Raw genomic sequence first — 15,899 nt, 5'->3', positions numbered from 1 at the left:
GGACCGGGTCCATGCGATCTGTCGCGGGGTTCACGCGACGTGCCGCCTTATCTGGGTGCCGACGGCCTCGGACAGGACGATCCGGGCGAGGGCGTCGGCGTGGCGGAAGAGCGGGGCGTTGCGGCGGGGCCTGGCGAAACCGCCGGTGACCTGGCCGCCGACGACCCAGGGGCCGAAGGCGAACCTGCGCGAGTGCGGGGTGCCGGACCTGTCGACCAGGCGGCGGTCCGCGGCCCGCACGTTCACCAGCCCCGACTTCTCGTCGAGCTCGCCCCGGTCGCGGAGCGCGCCGATGAGCGGGTCGGTGGCCCGGCTCACGCTGGGCGCGGGCAGCCTGGCCTCGACGAGGGTCGTGGCCGTCACGCCGCCGGGCACGGTGGGGCTCTGTGCCCGCCAGCGCCCTTCGTGGTGGTCGACCTTGAGGCCGGCGCCGAGGAAGGTGAGCACCCCTGCCTTGGCCAGGGCGCGCAGCTCCGCAAGCCGGGGTCCCGGCGGGCCGCTGGCGAGGTAGCTGAAGAACCCGTGGAACCACGGATCGGAGATGCCCAGCTCGGCCAGGACCCCGTAGACGGAGAGCAGCCCGAGGATCAGGGCGTGGTCGGCGCTGTGCGCCGGGTCGGCGCGCCGTTCCAGGTCGACCGCGAGGTAGCCGTGCATCCACTTCTGCAGCCCCGCCCGGTCACCGAACCTGATGCCCTCCAACGGCCGGTCGAGCCGGTCGAAGTCGAGCCGGTCCAGGTGCCGGGGCACGGCCGTACGGATCAGCTTGCGCATGCCCGGGCTGCGCCACTCCTGGTCGGCGAACGCCTCCGCGAACGCCGCCCAGTCCAGCCTGGCGCGCTTGGGGTGGGCGGTGATGAGCTCGTGGTAGTACGCGAAGGCGAGCTCCTTGGCGACCAGCGGCCACACGTCCCGGCGGAAGTTCCACGGGCCCTCGCCCAGCGCCTCACGGGTGAGGAAGCGCGGCACCGGCGGGTGTGCGCCCCCGAAGGGGTAGCCGGTCTTGGAGTGGTACGGCACGCCGCGCCGCGATCCCACGTGCAGGAGGGGCTCCCGCCCGCCGGGCAGGTAGACCAGCTCCCCGTCGTACTCGCGGACGAACCGGCCGCCCCGGCCCGAGGTGAGCAGCACCATCAGGTCGACGAAGGCCAGCCCCATCCCCCGCACGATCACCGGCTCTCCGGCGGGGATGCCGTCCAGGTCGAGGTCGGCCGCGTATCCGGTGGGCAGGTAACGCAGCCCGCCGCGCGCGGCCAGGTCGGCCAGCGCCCGCTCCTCCCCGCTCGGGGTCACGTCGCCGTGTCCCTGGGCCAGGATCACCGCGTCGACCTCGATCGTCCGGCCGTCCTCCAGCCGTACCGCCTGGCCGCCGGGGATGTCGGCGAGATCGACGGCGCGGACCGGGTGCACGTGCACCCGGACCCCGCGCGGGGCGGTCGCCACCGCGTGCCTGAAGACATGGGAGAGGTAGCCGTTCTGGGCCGGGCGGGAGGCGAAGGCGCCGGGGTCCCCGCCGAGCCACTCGGCCAGCGTGGGGCCTGGACGGATCGGCCCCTCGCAGCGCACCGACTCGTCGGTGAAGAGCGTCACGTCGGCGGCGGCGGAGTTCATCCAGAGCAGCTCGGGCTGGTCACGGCGCCAGACGCGGCCGCCCCCCGGCGGGTGGGGGTCGATCACGTGGACGTCGAGCGAGGGCCAGCCGAGCAGGTCGGCGGCGTTGGCGCAGATGCGCTCCACCAGGCAGGTGCCCGTCGGGCCGGCGCCGACGACGGCGATCGAGGCGCTCATACGGCGGCTCTACGGTGCGGCCGGTAGTGGCCGTGGGTGTCGGGGTCGACGGGGCTCGCGCAGTTCAGTGTGCTGGTCTTCGACATGTGGCACTCCCGGACATGTCTCGGTGACCCCGGTGAGGGGGTCCGCGCTTGCGGCACGCCGACCGTGCCGCCAGGTCTCCCCCGGGGGCACCCCGCCGCGGTGCGAGGGTTGCCGGTCAGCCAGCCGGGGCTTCGCACTGACACTCTTAACCTATTTAGAAGGTAGGAAATACATAGATCTCTGTCAAGGCTTAATGTTGGGGAATGTCCTATGAGATGGTGAAGGTGGTCTACCGCAAATACGACGGATCACTGCACTGGAACCACAGCGGCCTCCTGCTCGGCGAGGACGAACACGGGGTGTGGACCGGCTGCGCGGCCAACTCCGTCGGCCGCAAGGGCCACGGGCCCGAGGTGGCCTCCCCGCACGCCTTCGTGATGCTCTTCCCCCGCGACGCCTGGTGGACCGCCGCCTTCAACTCCGCCCCGCACAAGCACGAGATCTACTGCGACATCTCCACGGTGCCACGGTGGAGCGACGGCGAGGTCACCATGGTCGACCTCGACCTCGACGTGATCCGGACGCGCCGGAACCCGGCGAAGGGCCGCACCAGCCGGGTCTTCCTGGACGACGAGGACGAGTTCGAGGAGCACCGGGTCAGGTACGCCTACCCGCCCGAGGTCGTCCGGAGCGCCCGCGCCTCGGCCGCCTGGCTGATGGAGGCCGTCACCGCCCGCACGGCCCCCTTCGACGCCGCCCCGCGCTGGCTCACTCTGGTCAGCTGAGATGCGCCGAAGTGACTACAGCGGCGGGAAGCCGGGGGTGCGGCGCTCGACGAAGCTGGCGACGCCCTCGGCGAAGTCCGGCCGGGTGAAGGAGTCGACCATCAGGCGCGCCGCGGCCGACTCCGACGCCTCCAGGGTTCGCTGCCAGTCGCCCCAGATCTGACGCTTGATCACGGCCATCGAGGCCGGAGAGCTGTACGTCGCCAGCTCGTGGGCGTAGGCCAGGGTCTCCTCGATCAGCCGCTCTCCCGGCACCGCCCGGTTGGCCAGGCCCAGCTCGCAGGCCTCGGCACCGGTGAAGGTGCGCCCGGAGAGCAGCAGGTCCATGGCCCTGGCCTGCCCGGCCAGGCGGGGCAGGATCCACGACAGGCCGTACTCGGCGACCAGGCCGCGCCGGGCGAAGGCGGTGGTCCACTTGGCCTCGGCGGCGGTGAAGACCAGGTCGCAGACCAGGGCGTGGACCATGCCGAGCCCGGCGCAGGCACCGTTGACCGCGGCGATGATCGGCTTGCGGATCGTGGTCGGGAAGGTGTTGGGACGCCGGTCGGGCTCCCCCGCGTACGAGCCGTCCCGGATGGCGGTGAGCGTCTGGAAGTCCGCCCCGGCGCAGAAGCCCCTTCCCGCCCCGGTGACCACGATCACCCGGACCTCGGGATTCTTCTCCGCCTCGGCCAGCTGGTCGAAGTAGCGGCGGCCCATCTCGTCGGTCCAGGCATTGAGCCGGTCCGGCCGGTTGAACGTCAGCGTCAGCACGCCCCGCTCGATCGACGGCAGCACCAGGTCGACCATCGCCTCTCCCTCCCGGAAGCCCTCGGGGCGCTCCCGCACAGGAGCTCCCCGCCCGGAGAGCTACAGAATATCGTTCTACACCTTTTCCCTCCCCGGTGTCAGCATGTGCGAGCGGACCAGGTCCTCGACGCCTGCGCGCAGGCCCAGGAAGAGGGAGGTCCGCTTGACGGCGAGGGCCCGGTAGGCGGGCAGGTCGATCGGGACCTCGGCGGCGACCCTGCCGGGCCCGCAGGCGAAGACGAGGACCCGCTGGGCGAGCAGGACCGCCTCCTCCACGTCGTGGGTGACCATCAGCACGGTCGTGCCCGTGTCGCGCCACACCTCGCGCAGGAAGAGCTGCATGTCCTCCTTGGTCTGCACGTCCAGCGCCCCGAAGGGCTCGTCGAGCAGGAGTACGGCCGGCTCGCACGCCAGCGCCCTGGCGATCGCCACCCGCTGGCGCTGCCCGCCGGACAGCTGCCGGGGCAGCGCGCCCGCCAGGGACGACAGCCCGACCTCGCCGAGATACCAGCGGACCCGCCGTTCCCGGTCGGCCCCGGAGATCGGCAGTAGCCGCAGTCCGAAGGCCACGTTCTCCGCGACGGTGAGGAAGGGGAACAGCGCTCCCGACTGGAAGACCAGCCCGCGCTCGGGACCGGGGCCGACGACGGGTGCCCCGCCGAGCGTGATGGAGCCCGCGCTGGCCGGGGAGAGCCCGGCGATCAGCGACAGCAACGTTGACTTGCCCGAGCCGCTCGCCCCGACCACGCACACGAACTCGCCCGGCTCCATCGACAGGTCGATGCCGTCCAGGACGCGGGTGGTCCCGTAGTCCTTGGCCACGCCGCGCAGCACGAGGGTCATGCCGTCCACCTTCCGAGACGGTCGCGCAGCACGCGCAGCACGACGTCGATCAGCAGGCCGACCGCCCCGATCACGATGAGCACCGCGAAGATCTTGTCGGTCTGCAGGAACCGCTGGGCCCGGACGATCCGGTAGCCGAGCCCGGACTCGGCGGCGATCAGCTCGGCCACCACCACGAAGTTCCACGCGGCGGCGGCGTTGATCCGCGCCGCGTCCACCACCGCCGGGAGCGCGTACGGCCAGATCACCTTCCGGAGGATCTCGCCGCGCCGGGCGCCCAGGGTGGCGGCCGCCTGGCCGAGCTCGCCCGGCACCCGCCGTACGGCGTCGGCGACCATCAGCGTGTTGAAGAACACCACGCCCAGCAGCAGAATCGCGACCTTGGACGGCTCGCCGAGACCCAGCCAGATGATCAGCAGCGGGATGAACGCGGCGGCCGGCATGTAGCGGAGCAGGCCGACCGCCGGTTCCAGCAGGGCCAGCGCCACGGCCGAGGTGCCCATCGCGACGCCCACCGGCACCGAGATCGCCACCGCCAGCCCGAACCCGGCCCCGACCCGGCCGAGGCTGGCGAGGGTGTCGTCGAGCAGCAGGCCAGTGCCCAGCATCTCCGCGAACGCCTCCAGGACGGCCAGCGGGGACGGCAGGAAGGTCGGATCGACCAGCTCCGCCATGGCGGCGACGGTCCAGAGGGCGAGCGGGACCAGCACCGAGGCCGCCCGCAGGCCCCAGCGGGCACGGACGGACATCCCGGAGCTCCGCTTCCAGGCCGGACCCGGCCAGCCCGCGCGCCGGGGCAGCGGCTCCCAGGCCCGCCGTCCCGCCTCGGGGGGCGCGACGGGCTCCGCGGTCCCCGCGCTCATGACTGCCGCGACCTTCCTGGTGGCGAGCAGGGCGAGCTGAACCCGCCCCGGCCGCAACCGGCCGCCCGGCATGCTCTCCATATCGGCGCTCCCGCACTCACGGCTTGAGGCTCCTGACGAACCTTGGCTCGAAGAGACCGTCCAGTGACGGCTCGGTGTCGGCCAGGCCCGACGCGACGAGGAACTTCGCGATCAGGGCGGCCTGGTGGTCGAGGTGGTCGTCGGTGCCGCCGGGCTCGAAGGCGGCCAGGTTGTCGTCCAGGGAGAAGATCGTGGTTCCCGCGTCGTAGCTCGCGTAGTCGGCCTCGCTCACCCCCGCCCGCCTGGCCATGATCGCGGTGGCGTCCGCCCTGTTGGCCGCGATCCACTCCAGGGTCTCGAACCAGGTCTTCACCAGCGCCTGCACCTCCTGCGGCCGCTCGGCGACCAGCGAGGCGGCCACCACCAGGTGGTCGGGGATCGCGCCGGGGAAGTCCCTGGAGGTGGCGACGGCCGTGGAACCCGGCAGCCCCAGGGCGGTGGTGGTGAAGGGCGCGAACACGCCGACCGCGTCCACCTGGCCCGCCTTGAAGGCCGCCGCGGCGGCGTCCGTCGGCAGCGGCTTGAAGGTGACGTCCTTCTCGGTCAGCCCCGCCTTCCGCAGCGCGAGCAGCAGCAGGTAGTGGTCGACGGTGCCCTGCTCGGCCGCGACGGTTCTGCCCTTCAGGTCGGCCACCGTGGCGATGCCGGACCTGGCGATGATCTGGTCGTTGCCGGTGGAGTTGTCGTTGACCAGCACGATCGTCTGCTTCGCCCCGCCGGACACCGAGGCGAGGGTGTCGTTGAGCGTCTGGCTGTTGGCGTCGACGTTGCCGGTGGCCAGCGCGGTCAGGCTGTCGGTGTAGCTGTCGAAGTACTTCAGCTCGACCTCGATGCCGTTCTTGGCGAACAGCCCCTTCTCCTGGGCGACCTGCCAGGGGAACCAGCCGGGCCAGGCGGAGAAGCCCAGGGTGAGAACCTTCTTCCCGCCGGACGCGGCCGGCTCGGCGGACCCGCCGGGGGCGGACGCGCACGCCGCGGAGGCGGCGAGCAGGCAGAGCGAGACGAGCAGGCGGCGGAGCATCACGCGGCTCCCTTCCTCGCGGGCAGGTGCCCGGAACGGACCAGGCAGCCGAGGGTGTCGCAGATGACGCGGGTGGCGATCAGCGAGGTGATCTCCGCGTTGTCGTAGGGTGGCGAGCACTCCACGACCTCGATCCCGGCCAGTGGCGCCGCGTCGGCGATGATCTGGATGAACTTCAGTACCTCGCGCGGCAGGAAGCCGCCGGGTTCCGGCCAGCCGGTGCCGGGGACGAACGCGGCGTCCAGGCAGTCGACGTCGAAGGAGAGCCACACGGCCTCGGCGTCCTTCCAGGCGACCTCCAGCGCGCGCTCGGCCGCCGCCTCGATGCCCATATCCACGCAGTCGGTGACCGTCATGATCGTGGTGCCGCGCTCACGACCGACCTTTACCCCAGGTCGGGGCGCCTGCCACCCGCCGATGCCGATCTGCACCAGGTTCTGCGGCGGCACGTTGGGGATGTCGGTGGCGTGGAACCACGGCGTGGTGTGCATGCGTTCGTCGAGGTCGGTCTCCTGGGTGTCCACGTGCCGGTCGAAGTGGATGATCCCGAGGTTGCCCGACAGGTGTTCGGCCACGCCGCGCACGGTCGGGTAACCGATGGAGTGGTCGCCTCCCAGCACGACCGGGAACGCCCCGCTGGAGTAGACATGCGAGACGGCCTTGGAGATCTGGTCGAAGGTCTTCTCGATGTTGCCGGGGATGGTGAACACGTCCCCGAGGTCGGCCATCGTGATCGACTCGCGCAGATCCACCCCCAGCTCGAAGCTGTAGGGGCCGTACAGGGCGGAGATCTTCCTGATGCCCTGCGGGCCGAAGCGGGTGCCCGAGCGGTAGGTCGTGCCGCCGTCGAACGGCGCGCCCAGGATCGCCACGTCGTACGCGCCGCAGCGCCGCACGTCCTCGACGTACGGAGCCTTGAGGAAGGTGTTGATCCCGGCGAAGTGCGGCAGCTCTCCGCGGGAGAAGGTCGGGATGCGCCGGTCGACGATGGAGTCGGCGCCCTGCAGGCCCACCTCCAGGGCCCAGGCGACCTCGCGCTCCCAGTTGGCGGTGGGCAGCTCGGCCTCGCGGTCGACGGCGAAGCGGGCCTCGGGACCGTACCGGTCGGGGCCCGAGGGGGCCGCGCCGGAGGGGCCCTGGCGGGCGGGGTCGGAAGCGGACGGGTGCCAGTGCATGGAGCTCCGATCAGCTCGGACCCCGGCTGGAGGACAGCCGGGATCGGCCGGCCTCCCGGGCTTTTGTCCCGCCGTGGAACGGCCACGCGGCCGCCTGCACCTCTCGGACCAGTCCCGCGCCGTCGCCGTACGGCCTCACGGTCGTGACGCCCGGCGTCGGCGGCGGCGGAACCCTAGATGCGCCCCACCACTCGGTGGGTCACTGCAAGTGCAGCGCCGATACGTTTCCCCTGAATTAACCTCCCGTTGCAGTCCGGTGACCGAGCGCGCGCTCCAGGGAGTCGGCGTGGTGGACGAAGTTCGGCGACAGCTGCCTGTCCTCGTAGTAACGGTGGAAGACCGGCGTGGCCGAGGCCGACATGGGCGGCACGATCCAGGTCCAGTCCGCGGGGCAGACCCGTCCTGCCCGCTCCTCGCGCTCCAGGTGGATCAGGAAGTGCCTGGCCTCGGTGTGGTGGTCCGTCATCGTCACCCCCGCCCGCTCGAAGGAGTGCAGGACCGCCACGTTCAGCTCCACCAGCGCCTGGTCCCGCCAGAGCGAGCGGTCGGTGCCGGTGTTCAGGCCCAGACGCCGGGCGATCAACGGCATCAGGTCGTAGCGGTCGGCGTCGGCCAGGTTGCGGGCGCCGATCTCGGTGCCCATGTACCAGCCGTTGAACGGCGCCGCCCGGTAGCAGACGCCGCCGATCTCCAGGCACATGTTCGAGATGACCGGTACCGCGTGCCAGCGCAGCCCCAGCTGCTCGAACCACGGGTGGTGGGGATGCGAGAGCGCGACCTCCAGCACGGCGTCGCCGGGAATCGTGGACAGCAGCGGCGGCCCGTTCCCGACCGAGATCGCCAGCGGGAGGACGTCGAAGGGGCTTCCGGGGCCGCCGGGCCAGCCCAGCTCGCGCAGCATCGCGGTGAAGCCGACGTAGCGGGGGTCCCCGATGACCGAACCGTCCGCCATCGCGTACCCGGCGTACCGGATGAGCTGCTCGTTCCAGATCCGCGGTCCCGGCGCCCCCGGCCGGTCCTGGGGGAACACGGTGATCGTCGGGCGGATCCGCCGGGCGGGCGCCGCGTCCCGCAGGTGGTTCACGCACTCGACGGCGACGCCCTCGGCCGTGGTGACATGCCGCCGGTCGCGCACCCGCAGCGAGCGCCAGTACAGCCGCCCGATGCATCTGCCGCTGTTGCGCCAGGCCACCCTGGCGCCAAAGACCAGCTCACCACTGGTGTGCGTGTACGTTCCCGTGTCGGCGATCTCCTGCCGGACCTCGCGCAGGCGCTCCCGCAGGACCCCCGCACCGGGATTCTCCGCGTGAAACAGCCGCAGGTAGTCCTCGGCCGCCGCCATCACGTCGGCTGGAGGCACCTCGGGGACCTTGGGAACCTCGTGGAACGGATCCGGCGCACGCCGCCGGGACCTTCGCCAGGTCAGCACAGAAAAACCACCCATTGTGGCTCACGAGCACGACTGCCGTTCCGGGCGGCGTGGTGCCCTGAACGCGGCGGCCCTTCCCCGCTGCGATCACTGTTGGTCCGCGGCGACCGCGCACCGGCTCACTCGCCACGATCGCGGCGACACCGGGCATGGCCTCACTCATTTTCTGTGATTCACCGTGGTTTGTCCGCTGAATCGGGGCATGAGCAGGCCACCAAACCGGGACATGAGATGCCAAAAGCCCCGGAAGCCGGGCTTCCGGGGCTCTGACGCTGGCTCCCGCGATAGGACTCGAACCTATAACCTGCCGGTTAACAGCCGGCTGCTCTGCCGATTGAGCTACACGGGATTGCGCTTTGCGCTGGTCGGACCGGGTGTCCCCCGTTCCTCGCGGCGCAGGAATAGATTAGCGCACTCCATGGGTGTGTGTCGCATCGATAGTCCGGGGTAGGTGCGAGACGAATGGCCATCCGCGGGTGATCACAGGACAGGGACCGGCGGAACATGCTTGTGGAGGTGGACATGCGTTATCGGTTGATGTTCGGGATCGGCTTCGCGGCCGGCTACATCCTGGGGAGCCGCGCCGGTCGGGAGCGTTACGAGCAGATCAAGAGGATGGCCCAGCGGGTCTTCGACAACCCCACCGTGCAGGAGACGGCCGGCCTGATGGGCGCCAAGGTCTCCAAGGCCACCGGCGTGGCGAGGACCAAGGTGAGCGACGCAGCCAGAAACCGGCTGCCCTTCCTGCATTCGGCGAACGGCTGGCCCGGCGACGAGCACGACGACACGGGCACCGGCTGGCCGGAGAACCAGAGGACCGACACGCCCCACTGATCTTGCCGGTGCCGCCCTGTCGGCGCCCGCGGGCCCCGTGAGCGGCCCGCAGGCGCGAAAGGCCCCTCCAGGGGCCTTTCGCGTGTCCGGGCACCCTCAGACCCCGGCTCAGACGCCGAAGCTCCTGCGGGTCTCCTCAAGCGCCTGCTCCGCGAGAGCGCGCAGCCCGGCGTCGTCCGGGTCAAGACCCGCGTCGAAGACGAACTCCCAGACCAACCGGTCGGCGTCGGCCCTCCTCGCCACCAGCCGCACCCCCCCTCGCGCGTCCAGCGGGACATAGTGGTTGACCACGATCGAGGCGGTCACCCGCTCCCGCACGGCCTCGGGGATCCGGCCGGGCTCGGGCAGCAGCGCCCGGTACGACCGCCCGTCGGTGGTGACGACGGTCAGTCCCTCCTCGTCCCAGGCGCCGCGGTCCACCTGGAACCAGGGCAGGCGCTCGCCGCCCAGGTAAAGCGCCCTGTCCGCGGCGATCACGTAACCGCCCGGGCCCTCGGCATAGGTGAGCACCCGGTCACCGGGATCGATGGCCCCGCGGATCTCGGCGGGCAGGCGACGGAAGAGCTTCATTTGAATCCTCACAGCGTGGAGAGGCGCGGTGCGGCCCCGCATGGTTCGGTGTCGTGTCCGGCGATGGCCGTACCTCAACACTCCACGGTATCTGCGAGCAGGTCGAGGGTGAGCGCGGCCGACCAGGAGAAGTCCCGGCTGCCTCGTCCGCTGCCGTCGAAGGGGTCGAAGCACTCGCGGAAACCCGCCTGCCGTACGAGGCGCAGGGTCTGCGAGCCCAGCACCCGCACCAGCCCCACCAGGCCGTGCACCTCCGCCGCCCGCCGCAGCAGCCAGTTGGTGTTCACCCAGGACGGCCCGCGCCAGTAGCAGGACCGGTCGAACTGCGGAGCGCGGATCTCACAGCTCGGCACCGGGTACCCCGCGGCTCCCATGAAGCTCGCCGACTCCAACACCCCCACCAGCTCCGCGATCCTGTCGGCCGGCAGTCCCTGGTCGAGCAACGGCCCGAAGGAGCCGACCGTGCGGATGGAACTGAGCCGCCCCGCGCGCAGGTCACGGACGCGGAAGACGCCGTCGGCCCAGAGCCGGTCCAGCAGCGCGGCGCGGATCCGCTCCACCGCCTCCCGGTGCGGACCCGCGTCCGCTCCGGCCACCGGTGCCAGCTCGACGAGCGCCTGGCAGGAGGCGAGCCAGATCCCGTTGAACATCGGGTCCTCGACCGCGAACGGGTGCTCGTCTCTCAGGTAGGCCGGGTCGTAGCCGGAGTTCCGGTAGCCCAGGACCAGCGCCATGTAGCGGTCATGGTGGCTGTCGGGATGCCACTGGGAGGGCTCCTCGCGCCGGTAGGCGTGACGGACCGGGGGCAGCGCCTCCAGCGGGGCGTCCCAGACGGGGCTGTCGTCCATCCCCGACTCCCATGGATGCACGATCGCGGCCAGCCCTCCCCCGCCCAGGTCCCTGGACGTGGCGAGGTAGTCGTGCTGGGCGACCAGCATCGGGTAGATCCGCCGTACGAGGGCCACGGCCGTGTCGCGGTCGGCCGCGTGCCGCCACACCCACCACAGGGCCAGCGCCTGCAGCGGCGGCTGGGTCAGCCCGGAGGTGCACACGCCGTGGGGAGCGGCCCGGTGCTCCGTCGAGCGCCAGACGGCCGGGCCGGGGAAGTAGACCTCCTCGCGGGCGGGCTGGAAGACGATGTGCGGCACCATCCCGGTGTGCCACTGCCCCGCCAGCAGGCTGAGCAGTTCGGTCCCGGCCCTGCGGGTGTCCCAGCGGGCCAGGCCGATCGCGACGAAGGTGGAGTCCCAGTTCCACTGGTGCGGATAGAGGCCCGGCGCGGGCACGGTCGCGGCACCCGTCGAGTTCGCGTCGAGCACGGACCACGCCTCGCGCCCGAGCGCGGCATCGTCGACCGCCGCTCGCGACTCCATTCGCCCAGTCTGCGCCTGTATCGGCCGGGAGAACAGCCCGCCTTTCCGGACGCGGGAAAAAGGGCCACGAAACGGCGCGGGCCCCGGGAACCGAGGTTCCCGGGGCCCGCGCCGTACGGCTCCTCAGTCGAGGTAGTCGCGGAGCATCTGCGCTCTCGTCGGGTGGCGTAGCTTGGCGAGGGTCTTCGACTCGATCTGACGGATGCGCTCGCGCGTCACGCCGAACTCCCTGCCGACCTCCTCCAGCGTCCGGGGGTGGCCGTCCGCGAGCCCGAAGCGCAGCTGGATGATGCGCTGTTCCCGATCCGAGAGCGTCGCGAGGATGTCGTCGAGCTGGTCCTGCAACATGATGAAGGCCGCCGCCTCCATCGGGACCACCGCGTCCGCGTCCTCGATGAAGTCACCGAGGTCGGAGTCCTCCTCACCGATCGGCGACTGGAGCGAGACCGGCTCCTGGGCGATCCGCTGGATCTCGATCACCCTGTCGATCGGCAGGTCCATCTCCAGGGCGATCTCCTCGGGCGCGGGCTCGCGGCCGAGGTCCTGGTGGAGCTGGCGCTGGACACGCACCAGCTTGTTGATCGTCTCGACCATGTGCACCGGAATCCGAATGGTGCGCGCCTGGTCCGCGATGGCCCTGGTGATCGCCTGGCGAATCCACCAGGTGGCATATGTGGAGAACTTGTAGCCCTTGGTGTAGTCGAATTTCTCGACCGCCCGGATGAGCCCGAGGTTGCCCTCCTGGATGAGATCCAGGAACAGCATGCCGCGCCCCACATATCTTTTGGCGATTGACACGACCAGCCGCAGATTGGCCTCGATCAGCCGCTGCTTGGCTCGCGTGCCCTGCCAGGCGAGCTCCTTGAACTCCGGGAAGACCAGGCGTGAGACGACGCTGGTCAGCTTGTCCTCGGCGAACAGGCCCGCCTCGATGGACTTGGCGAGCTCCACCTCCTCCTCGGCCGTGAGCAGGGGCACACGACCGATCTCCCGCAGGTAGATCCGGACGAGATCGCTGGTAGGAGCCCTTTTCCCGATATCCTCCTCATCGGACCGGGCGGGTTCCTCGTCGCTCTGAGGCTCGAGGACCTCCACTCCGTGCTCGGCGAGCATGCGGACGACGCGTTCAAGCGCGTCGGACGGCAGCTCGGACTTGTCGAGAGCGGCGGCCACGTCATCGACCGTGACGCTTCCGCGCTCCCTTCCCTTCGTGACGAGGTCGGCCACCTGGTCTACCGATGGCGGCCCACTTGGCAGCACCGATGCACCCACGGGAGACAGTCTGCTGTATTGGGTCCCCTAAATGGCAGACCTATTTTTGTCACCGAAGGTAAGGCCGCGATCATTATCGAATTGAGACCTTATTCGGGTTTGGTGGAATCGCCTCGCGGATATTAAAGCCAATTACGCGATCAGCTCGCGGCGGCGCGTTCCCTCAGCACGCGCCGCTGCTGCTCAAGCGCGACCAGTTCCGCGTACAGCCGCTTGTACTCCTCCGGCTCCTCGACGGGATTGGTCCGCTCCATGCGTGATTTGAGCTGATCGAGCACGCGGGTGACGGCGATCAGTTCGAGTGCCACCAGCAGCCCCGCCGCGTACCGCTCCTCGCTCGTCAGGTCGGCGCGGATCTCCTCGACCGCGAAACGGGTCAGGAGCCCTCTCAGGGAGTCGCTCACGCCGTTCAGCAACCGGTCCACCCACTCTCGCCCACCGGCTCCGGCCGCCGCCGTGCCGCCCGCGTCGGCGATGAGCTTGTAGAGGGCGAGATGCTCGGGAAGGGTGAACGCCTCCCCGCCCATCACGTCGAACTCCGGGCCGAGCAGCGCGGGACGCTGCACCGCCAGTTTGAGAACCTCGGCCTCGGTCCTGACGGTGGGATCGGTCAGGTCCGCGACCTTCCTCGGCCTGGCCTTCTGACGGGGGCCCGGCTGTGCCCGCAGGGACACCTCCATGATCCGGTCCAGCACGAAGCTCTCGTCGTTGAAACCGAGCCAGCGGTCCAGGCTCACCGCGTACAGCTTGCGCAGCCCCTGGTCCTTGATCCGGGCCACGATGGGTGCCGCGGCGTCGAGTCCGGCGAGCCGCCCCTCGTTGGTGCTCGCGTCGTAGCGGGAGATCACGCTGCGAATGGCGAAGGCGAACAGCGGCTCCCGGCCGGCGATCAGGTCGCGCACGGCCGCCTCGCCGTGCCTGATGCGCAGGTCGCACGGGTCGAGCCCGTCCGCCTGCACCGCCACGAAGGTCTGGGTGGCGAACTTCTGCTCGTCGGCGAAGGCGCGCAGCGCCGCCTTCTGCCCGGCGGAGTCACCGTCGAAGGTGAAGACCACCTCGCCCTGGGAGCCCGTGTGGTCGAGCAGCAGCCGCCGGAGCACCTTGATGTGCTCCTCGCCGAACGCGGTGCCGCAGGTGGCCACCGCCGTCGGCACGCCCGACAGGTGGCAGGCCATCACATCGGTGTAGCCCTCGACGATCACGGCCTGGGAGCGCTTGGAGATCTCGCGTTTGGCCAGGTCGACGCCGTAGAGAACCTCGCTCTTCTTATAGAGCGGGCTTTCCGGGGTGTTCAAATACTTCGGCCCGTCTTCGGCGTCGTTCAACTTCCGCGCGCCGAAACCAATGACATCGCCGGTTATATCGCGAATAGGCCAGACCAGCCGTCCCCGGAAGCGGTCGATCGGGCCGCGCCGCCCCTCCTTGGCCAGCCCCCCCTTGATCAGTTCCGCGCTGGTGAACCCTCTGGCCATCAGGTGCCGCGAGAGCGCCTCCCACTCGGCCGGGGCGTACCCGACGCCGAAACGCTCGGCGTCGACCCGCTCGAACCCGCGCTCCGACAGGAACCTGCGCCCGATCGCGGCGTCGGGCGCGGACAGCTTCGAGGCGTAGAACTCGGCCGCCGCCCGATGGGCCTCGATCAGGCGAATGCGCTCGCCCTGCTCGCGCCCCGGGACGTATCCGCCCTGCTCGTAGCGGAGCTGGATGCCCGCCCGGCCGGCCAGCCGCTCGACCGCCTCGCCGAACGACAGGTGCTCCAGGCGCCGGACGAAGGTGATGACGTCACCGCCCTCGGCGCAGCCGAAGCAGTACCAGTACCCCCGGGTGGGGGTCACGTTGAACGACGGGCTCTTCTCCTCGTGGAAGGGGCAGAGCCCTTTCAGGTTGCCGCCGCCCGCGTTGCGGAGCTGGATGTGCTCGCCCACGATGTCGGCGATCGGTGAGCGCTCCCGTACGAGCGCGATGTCCTCGTCACTGATCCGGCCTGCCACGCCGCGAGTCTAGTCCGGCCCCCCGACAGGTCGGAGCAGTCGGCCCGGTCCGCCTCCGGACGGGTGGCAGCGGTGCCGCCGGGATGGGAGGGACAGGAGGAACGATGACTTTCCCGAAGCGGTCGTGACCAACCATGACGTCGGTTACAAAGGTAAAGGCGGATTCTCGATAATGTACGCGGGTGGAGATCATGCGATCGGGGCATATAGCACGATTGGCCGCTGTGACAGGTGCGGTGCTCGTCACCGGAGCCTGCGCGTCGCCGGGTGGGGTGGCGGGCATCGGCACGGCGGCTCCGAGCTTCGAGTCCGAGGCCGCCGCCGGGGCACCGGCCTCGGTCACCGCGACCATGCCCGAGGCGACGCCGACCCCCGCCCCGCAGACGGCGGTCGACCGCCCCAAGGCCGACCCCCCGGTGCGGGTTCCGCCGCCGAAGGTTTCCGAACACACCTATGTCTTCCCGGTGAAGGGCTGCTCGGTCAACTACCAGAGCAGGCTTCTGGTACTGCCCAAGACCACGATCTGGGCGGCCAAGGGCTGCTCCTTCGTCTCGCCGGTGAACGGCGTGGTCGACGAGGTCAACGTCAAGAACCGCTGGAAGCCGTCCACCGATCGCGGCGCCGACCGTGAGGGGCGCTTCGTCACGGTCATCGGCGACGACGGCGTGCGCTACCTGGGCGGCCACCTGGACAAGGTGGCCGCGGAGGTCCGGCCGGGGCTGCGCGTCAGCGCCGGCCAGGTCCTGGGCCAGATCGGCAACTCGGGCAATGCCCGCTCCACGGCCAGCAACCTCTATTTCGCGATCTCCTGGAAGGCCGATCCCTCGCTGTGGTGGGTCCGCCGGGGCATGGTCAAGCCGTGGGACTATCTGGACGCCTGGCTGAAGGGCAACCCCACGCTCTCTCCGGCCGACGAGATGCGGGCCGTGATGAACCGGACCGGGGCGGCTCCCAGGTGCGTCACCCTCTGCGCGTCGAAGCCGGCGCCGACGAAGAAGCCCACCAAGAAGCCGGAAGAGCCCGAGGAGCAGGAGCAGATCACACTGGGCGGCGGCTGA

General features: G+C 70.6%; 14 protein-coding genes, 1 tRNA gene and 1 riboswitch. Of the genes, 3 read left to right on the top strand and 12 right to left on the bottom strand.

Annotation, left to right across the window (positions count from 1 at the left end; genetic code table 11):
• Positions 1-30: 30 nt before the first annotated feature.
• Positions 31-1,788, bottom strand: coding sequence for an FAD/NAD(P)-binding protein (locus ACWD3H_RS27665; protein ID WP_451957037.1), 1,758 nt, complete (start codon positions 1,786-1,788; stop codon positions 31-33).
• Between the two features lie 125 nt (positions 1,789-1,913).
• Positions 1,914-2,026, bottom strand: a riboswitch (SAM riboswitch).
• Positions 2,027-2,078: 52 nt separating this feature from the next.
• Here ACWD3H_RS27665 and ACWD3H_RS27660 point away from each other — a divergent pair.
• Positions 2,079-2,600, top strand: a complete 522-nt coding sequence (locus ACWD3H_RS27660; protein WP_451957036.1) for a DUF402 domain-containing protein — start codon at positions 2,079-2,081, stop codon at positions 2,598-2,600.
• A 15-nt stretch (positions 2,601-2,615) separates the two neighbouring features.
• Here the strand turns inward: ACWD3H_RS27660 and ACWD3H_RS27655 are convergent, their stop codons facing one another.
• The 7 genes from ACWD3H_RS27655 to ACWD3H_RS27625 all read right to left on the bottom strand — a co-directional run bounded on the left by ACWD3H_RS27655 (position 2,616) and on the right by ACWD3H_RS27625 (position 9,150).
• The gene (locus ACWD3H_RS27655) at positions 2,616-3,428 is read right to left on the bottom strand and encodes an enoyl-CoA hydratase-related protein (protein ID WP_451957035.1); all 813 of its coding nucleotides are present in this window, start codon (positions 3,426-3,428) and stop codon (positions 2,616-2,618) included.
• A 36-nt stretch (positions 3,429-3,464) separates the two neighbouring features.
• Positions 3,465-4,232 carry an ABC transporter ATP-binding protein gene (locus ACWD3H_RS27650; protein ID WP_355560908.1) on the bottom strand — a complete coding sequence of 256 codons (768 nt, stop codon included), beginning with the start codon at positions 4,230-4,232 and terminating at the stop codon, positions 3,465-3,467.
• Positions 4,229-5,176, bottom strand: coding sequence for an ABC transporter permease (locus ACWD3H_RS27645; protein ID WP_451957034.1), 948 nt, complete (start codon positions 5,174-5,176; stop codon positions 4,229-4,231). The genes ACWD3H_RS27650 and ACWD3H_RS27645 overlap by 4 nt, the downstream gene beginning before the upstream one ends.
• Before the next feature lie 16 nt (positions 5,177-5,192).
• The gene (locus tag ACWD3H_RS27640) at positions 5,193-6,197 is read right to left on the bottom strand and encodes an ABC transporter substrate-binding protein (protein WP_451957033.1); all 1,005 of its coding nucleotides are present in this window, start codon (positions 6,195-6,197) and stop codon (positions 5,193-5,195) included.
• Positions 6,197-7,372, bottom strand: a complete 1,176-nt coding sequence (locus ACWD3H_RS27635) for an agmatinase family protein (protein ID WP_355560900.1) — start codon at positions 7,370-7,372, stop codon at positions 6,197-6,199. The genes ACWD3H_RS27640 and ACWD3H_RS27635 overlap by 1 nt, the downstream gene beginning before the upstream one ends.
• 235 nt (positions 7,373-7,607) lie before the next feature.
• Positions 7,608-8,732 (bottom strand): nitric oxide synthase oxygenase, encoded by a 1,125-nt coding sequence (locus ACWD3H_RS27630; RefSeq protein WP_355631687.1) that lies wholly within the window; start codon positions 8,730-8,732, stop codon positions 7,608-7,610.
• A 342-nt stretch (positions 8,733-9,074) separates the two neighbouring features.
• A tRNA-Asn gene (locus ACWD3H_RS27625) sits at positions 9,075-9,150 on the bottom strand.
• Between the two features lie 173 nt (positions 9,151-9,323).
• Between ACWD3H_RS27625 and ACWD3H_RS27620 the strand changes: the two genes are divergently transcribed.
• Positions 9,324-9,635 (top strand): YtxH domain-containing protein, encoded by a 312-nt coding sequence (locus ACWD3H_RS27620; protein ID WP_355560894.1) that lies wholly within the window; start codon positions 9,324-9,326, stop codon positions 9,633-9,635.
• A gap of 108 nt (positions 9,636-9,743) precedes the next feature.
• On the opposite strand, the gene ACWD3H_RS27615 is transcribed toward ACWD3H_RS27620, so the two are convergent.
• The 4 genes from ACWD3H_RS27615 to dnaG all read right to left on the bottom strand — a co-directional run bounded on the left by ACWD3H_RS27615 (position 9,744) and on the right by dnaG (position 14,841).
• Positions 9,744-10,205 (bottom strand): hypothetical protein, encoded by a 462-nt coding sequence (locus tag ACWD3H_RS27615; protein WP_350913371.1) that lies wholly within the window; start codon positions 10,203-10,205, stop codon positions 9,744-9,746.
• Between the two features lie 74 nt (positions 10,206-10,279).
• Entirely contained in the window at positions 10,280-11,578 is a 1,299-nt protein-coding gene (locus tag ACWD3H_RS27610) for an MGH1-like glycoside hydrolase domain-containing protein (RefSeq protein WP_451957032.1), read from the bottom strand.
• Positions 11,579-11,701: 123 nt separating this feature from the next.
• Positions 11,702-12,805, bottom strand: coding sequence for an RNA polymerase sigma factor RpoD (gene rpoD / locus ACWD3H_RS27605; RefSeq protein ID WP_386271728.1), 1,104 nt, complete (start codon positions 12,803-12,805; stop codon positions 11,702-11,704).
• A 185-nt stretch (positions 12,806-12,990) separates the two neighbouring features.
• Entirely contained in the window at positions 12,991-14,841 is a 1,851-nt protein-coding gene (dnaG, locus tag ACWD3H_RS27600) for a DNA primase (RefSeq protein ID WP_355569172.1), read from the bottom strand.
• A 224-nt stretch (positions 14,842-15,065) separates the two neighbouring features.
• Between dnaG and ACWD3H_RS27595 the strand changes: the two genes are divergently transcribed.
• Positions 15,066-15,899, top strand: a complete 834-nt coding sequence (locus ACWD3H_RS27595; protein ID WP_451957031.1) for a M23 family metallopeptidase — start codon at positions 15,066-15,068, stop codon at positions 15,897-15,899.

Source organism: Streptosporangium sp. NPDC002607 (assembly GCF_053592655.1).
This window is presented reverse-complemented; position numbering and strand designations above follow the sequence as displayed.

Coding starts and splice junctions, on each gene's coding strand:
- ACWD3H_RS27665 (WP_451957037.1), bottom strand. CDS start 1,788: ATGAGCGCCTCGATCGCCGTCGTCGGCGCCGGCCCGACGGGCACCTGC.
- ACWD3H_RS27660 (WP_451957036.1), top strand. CDS start 2,079: ATGTCCTATGAGATGGTGAAGGTGGTCTACCGCAAATACGACGGATCA.
- ACWD3H_RS27650 (WP_355560908.1), bottom strand. CDS start 4,232: ATGACCCTCGTGCTGCGCGGCGTGGCCAAGGACTACGGGACCACCCGC.
- ACWD3H_RS27645 (WP_451957034.1), bottom strand. CDS start 5,176: ATGGAGAGCATGCCGGGCGGCCGGTTGCGGCCGGGGCGGGTTCAGCTC.
- ACWD3H_RS27640 (WP_451957033.1), bottom strand. CDS start 6,197: ATGCTCCGCCGCCTGCTCGTCTCGCTCTGCCTGCTCGCCGCCTCCGCG.
- ACWD3H_RS27635 (WP_355560900.1), bottom strand. CDS start 7,372: ATGCACTGGCACCCGTCCGCTTCCGACCCCGCCCGCCAGGGCCCCTCC.
- ACWD3H_RS27620 (WP_355560894.1), top strand. CDS start 9,324: ATGCGTTATCGGTTGATGTTCGGGATCGGCTTCGCGGCCGGCTACATC.
- ACWD3H_RS27615 (WP_350913371.1), bottom strand. CDS start 10,205: ATGAAGCTCTTCCGTCGCCTGCCCGCCGAGATCCGCGGGGCCATCGAT.
- ACWD3H_RS27610 (WP_451957032.1), bottom strand. CDS start 11,578: ATGGAGTCGCGAGCGGCGGTCGACGATGCCGCGCTCGGGCGCGAGGCG.